General features: G+C 74.0%; 4 protein-coding genes and 1 pseudogene. 3 read left to right on the top strand and 2 right to left on the bottom strand.

The annotated features are described in order from the left end of the window. Window positions 1–93: 93 nt before the first annotated feature. Window positions 94–828: a hypothetical protein gene (locus tag ABT093_RS40460; RefSeq protein WP_350572513.1), complete on the top strand. Its 735-nt coding sequence runs from the start codon at window positions 94–96 to the stop codon at window positions 826–828. A 29-nt stretch (window positions 829–857) separates the two neighbouring features. On the opposite strand, the gene ABT093_RS40455 is transcribed toward ABT093_RS40460, so the two are convergent. Continuing rightward, window positions 858–2,087, bottom strand: coding sequence for a beta-propeller domain-containing protein (locus tag ABT093_RS40455; RefSeq protein ID WP_350572512.1), 1,230 nt, complete (start codon window positions 2,085–2,087; stop codon window positions 858–860). A 156-nt stretch (window positions 2,088–2,243) separates the two neighbouring features. Continuing rightward, complete coding sequence (locus ABT093_RS40450) at window positions 2,244–3,014, bottom strand: lysophospholipid acyltransferase family protein (protein WP_350572511.1); 771 nt, start codon at window positions 3,012–3,014, stop codon at window positions 2,244–2,246. A 331-nt stretch (window positions 3,015–3,345) separates the two neighbouring features. Between ABT093_RS40450 and ABT093_RS40445 the strand changes: the two genes are divergently transcribed. Further along, window positions 3,346–3,678: a TlpA family protein disulfide reductase gene (locus ABT093_RS40445; RefSeq protein WP_350572510.1), complete on the top strand. Its 333-nt coding sequence runs from the start codon at window positions 3,346–3,348 to the stop codon at window positions 3,676–3,678. A gap of 390 nt (window positions 3,679–4,068) precedes the next feature. Then, window positions 4,069–4,164 (top strand): annotated as a pseudogene (locus ABT093_RS40440) (electron transfer flavoprotein subunit beta); the annotation flags it as partial.

Below are 4,164 nucleotides of genomic sequence, written 5' to 3'. Positions count from 1 at the left end.
GGTACTGCAGGGGGGACCCTGTGGGAGAGTAGGACGCCGCCGAACAAATTGTGAGAGAACCCCCGCCGGTATTCCGGCGGGGGTTCTCTGCGTTTGGCGAACCCCCTGGTGGTGACGGCCCGTCAGTTCTACTCTGGCGCGGTGATGACGAGAACCGGTAATCGTAAGGCTGCGGCGATGCTCGGGGCTGCCGGGGTGCTGGTGGCGCTGACGGCGTGCAGCAGCGGCGGCGACGGGAAGGGCCAGGAGGCGAAGTCGCCCGCGGGGTGGTATCGGACACCCGATGATCTCTGTAAGGAGATCGGGCGGGTGGGCCTGCCGGGGAGTGAGAGCGAGGGGCGTGCCTCGAACGGGCCGCCGGGCGCGGCCGACGAGGGGGCGTGGCGCTCGTGCCGGGCGGAGAGTACCGGCGGCGAGCGCGACGAGTACTGGAACCTGACGATGGACGTCCGCACCTACGACAAGGCGCTGGTCGCGTTCGGCTGGTACCAGGCGGGGCTCCACAATGCCCAGTCGCCCACGGAGACGCTGTCTCCGGACGCGCGAAGGCGGTTCGAGGAGACGGCTTCGACGGGTGAGGCCGGCTACCGCGTCGTGGTGCGGGACGAGACGCGGAAGGACCTGGTCTGGAAGGGCGCGTTCGTCGACGGGAACCTGGTCGTCCGGGTGGAGCTGGAGTGCTACGCGGGCAGCACGGCCGACGCGGAGGCCGCGAAGGCGGTGAACACCTGTGAGACGCACGCCCGTTCGCTGGGCGAGGAGCTGATGAAACGGGCGCAGTCGAAGCTCCGGGAGGGGGATCTGACGGCTCGGCCGACGCCCGCCTGAGCGGGCGCCGGCCGGGCCGCCGTCCGGCGTCAGCCCGCCGGCTGGGCCACTCCCCAGTTGGGCCGGCCCTCACCGCGGCCGGGGGTGTCGGTGACCCGGGCGGCGCCGGTGCCGTCGGCACGCATGGTGTAGAGCTCGGACGTTCCGCCGGCGGGGGCCTGGGAGAAGGCGATCGCGGTGCCGTCCGGGGAGTAGGAGGCGATGCCGTAGGTGGTGTCGGACGGGCCGGGGGTGAGTGCTTCGACGGCCGTGCCGTCGGGGTGGACGGTGTAGATGCCGCCGCCGGGGGCGTTGTCGGCGCCGTCGGGGTAGGTGGTGAAGACGATGCGGCTGCCGTCGGGGGACCAGTTGGCGCGCTCGCCGGCCCGCAGTTCCCAGGGGGTGAGGCGGCGCAGGCCGGTGCCGTCGGCGTTGACGATGTGGAGCGCGCGGCCGTTGGCGGGCTGGCCGGTGGCGCTGGTGCGGTAGGAGAAGACGATCTGCTTGCCGTCGGGCGACCAGGCCGGATCGGTGACGACGCCGGAGTACGGGGTGTCGTTGGTGAGGAAGGTGAGCCGCTGGGCGGTGGTGCCGTCGGGGGCGATGACGTAGAGATCGCTGTACTGGATCTGATCGGTCGTCGGGTCGGTGCTGCCCCAGCTGCGGGTGAAGGCGAGCTGCTTGCCGTCGGGGGACCAGGCGGGCGTGGTCTCCTTCTCGTTGAGGCAGTCGGGGGCGCCGGCCTCGCAGAGCGAGCCCAGCTGGTGGACGTTCCCGCCGTCGGCGCCGGCGGTCCAGATCCGGCCGGGGGAGTCACCGCCGGTGCGGTCGAAGGCGAGGGTGGTGCCGTCGGGGGACCAGGAGGGGTGGTCGTCGCGGGTCTCTTCGGCCGGCCGGGTGAGTTGTTGGCGGGTCTTGCCGTCGGCGGAGACGGTGAAGATGGCGCTGGTGAGGTGGTCCTGGTCGAGGAAGACCCGGGCGGCGATGAGGCCGTTGCGGGCCGGCGGGGCGGTCGGCGCGGCCGGTACGGCCGGGGTGGCCGCGGCGGCGCCCACCACGTCGGGGGCGGCGGTGGCGACGGCCGGTTCGGCGGCCGGCGGCGTGGTGGAGGGTTCGGCGCGGATCTCGCTGAGCGGGATCTCGCCGGGTTGGGCGCCGCAGCCGGTGAGCAGGGTCCCGGCGAGCAGCAGGCCCGCACCGGCGCGGTGGCGGGTGCGGGCCCTGGTGGTGGTGCGGTGGATGGCGGTGGTGCCTGAGAGCCGTGTCCGTGTGCGGGTCATCCGCGTCTCATCTCCGTCTCCGATCCGTCCGGCGAGGCCGGGCGCGAGCCCCCCGAAGGAGCTGTCACTGTGTCAGATCGGGGCGGATGGAACGGGGCGACACGCGACGCTCCGCGTCCGCTCGGGGACGGGGAGTCGTCCGTTCGTGGGCGCGGTTCAGCCGCGGGCGGCGCGGCGTTCGGCCTTGGCGGTGGCCTCCGCCTCGTCCTCGGCCTCGGCGACCTCCAGGGTGGGCGCGGTGCCGCCGAGCTGGGCGGGCAGCCACCAGGTGTCGTCGGGGCCGGAGGGCTTGCCCGGGTACTCGCGCTGGGCCTGGTCGAGCATCTCGGACATCGCGGCGCGCAGCCGTCGGGTGACCATGACGGGCTTGTCCTCGGGCTTCAGCACGATCGGCTCGCCGATCATGATGGTGACCGGGACGTGCCGCTTGGTGAGGGTCTTCGGGCGGCCCTTGGTCCACAGCTGCTGGGTGCCCCAGAGGACCACGGGGAGCAGCGGGGCGCCGGAGTCGGCGGCCATCCGGGCGGCGCCGGTCTTGAACTTCTTCAGCATGAAGGAGCGGCTGATGGTCGCCTCGGGGAAGACGCCGACCACCTCGCCGGCCCGCAGGGCGCGGACGGCGGCCTCGTAGGCGGGCTGGCCGTCGGTGCGGTCGACCGGGATGTGCTTCATGCCGCGCATCAGCGGGCCCGAGACGCGGTGCCGGAAGACGTCGTCCTTGGCCATGAAGCGGGTCTTGCGCTTGCCGCCGCGGTAGGCGCCGAGGCCGGCGAAGAGGAAGTCGAGGTAGCTGATGTGGTTGCTCACGAGCACCGCCCCGCCCTTGGCGGGGATGTGTTCGGCGCCGACGATCCTGATGCGCACGTCGAGCGCGCGGAAGACGGTCAGCGCGGCGCCGATCACCGGCGGGTACACGAGCTCTGCCACGGTCAGTCCTGACTTCGACGGGCCTCGCGGCCCGGTACGGCGGGGACCCGCGTGCCGTACGTGGGGCCGACCGGGGGCACGGCACACCGCGGCGGCCACGGGCGATACACGGAGATGATCCCCCGAACGGGCACCCGCTGTCACCTGAGGCGTGCCACCGGGGTCCGATCCGGCGGTGTGATGTGTGTGATGAGCCGGTACGGGAACTTTTCCCGCCCGGGCGTCCGGTCGGTTTCCGGCGGCCGGCCCGGGCCGGCCGGTCGGGCGGCGGGGTGGCGCAGACTGAGGGGACGACCGGGAAGGCCCGGCGCGGGCGAGGCGGGACGGGAGAGTGCGGGTGCGGGCGAGGGACGGTGCGGTGCGGCTGTCGGCGGAGGAGCTGGGGGAGGCGCTCGGGGAGCGGGCGACGCTGGTGCAGTTCTCCACCGCGTTCTGCCAGCCGTGCCGGGCCACCCGGCGGGTGCTGGCCGAGGTGGCGGGGATGGTGGACGGTGTGGCGCACGTCGAGCTGGACGCCGAGGAGCGGCTGGAGCTGGTGCGGCGCCTGGAGGTGCTGCGGACGCCGACCGTGCTGGTGCTGGACGCCGGCGGCCGGGTGGTGCGGCGGGCGGCGGGGCAGCCGCGGAGGGCGGACGTGATCGCGGCGCTGGGCGCGGCGGTCTGAGCCCGCGCGGGGGCCGTTCGGCGCGGGCGCCGGGGTGCGGGCGGGGGCGCGCGGGGCGGCCCGGGGCGACTCCGGTGGCGCGAGGGCGGCCCCCTCGGGTGGAGTCGGGGGTGGGCTGGGGCAGGATGGCTCTGACGGCGGCGCGGCCGTCCCGCGGTCCGGGTCGGACCGGAGGCCTTCCCGGGGCTGCCGAGGGGGCCAGCGGGGCACCCGGCCGGGACCGTCCGGCGTAAGCTACTGGCGAGTAGTGACCGCCGGGCTACTGGCGAGTATGCTGCCAGGAAGTTCCGGACCGGCACGGGAACACGCTGCCGGGAGCGGGTGCGAGCCGTAGGCGCGCCCGCGTGCACGACCGCAGCCGCCGGACGAGACCAGTACAGGAGACAGGCCGTGAGCTTGAGGATCGTTGTCTGTGTGAAGTACGTGCCGGACGCGACGGGTGACCGTCGTTTCTCGGACGATCACACCACCGACCGGGAGGGCGTG

This window comes from Kitasatospora sp. NPDC002551 (genome assembly GCF_040296005.1).
Lineage (GTDB): Bacteria > Actinomycetota > Actinomycetes > Streptomycetales > Streptomycetaceae > Kitasatospora.
This window is presented reverse-complemented; position numbering and strand designations above follow the sequence as displayed.

What these genes read in the sequence shown, in the direction of transcription:
- ABT093_RS40455 (WP_350572512.1), bottom strand. Translation starts at nt 2,087, where the DNA reads ATGACCCGCACACGGACACGGCTCTCAGGCACCACCGCCATCCACCGC.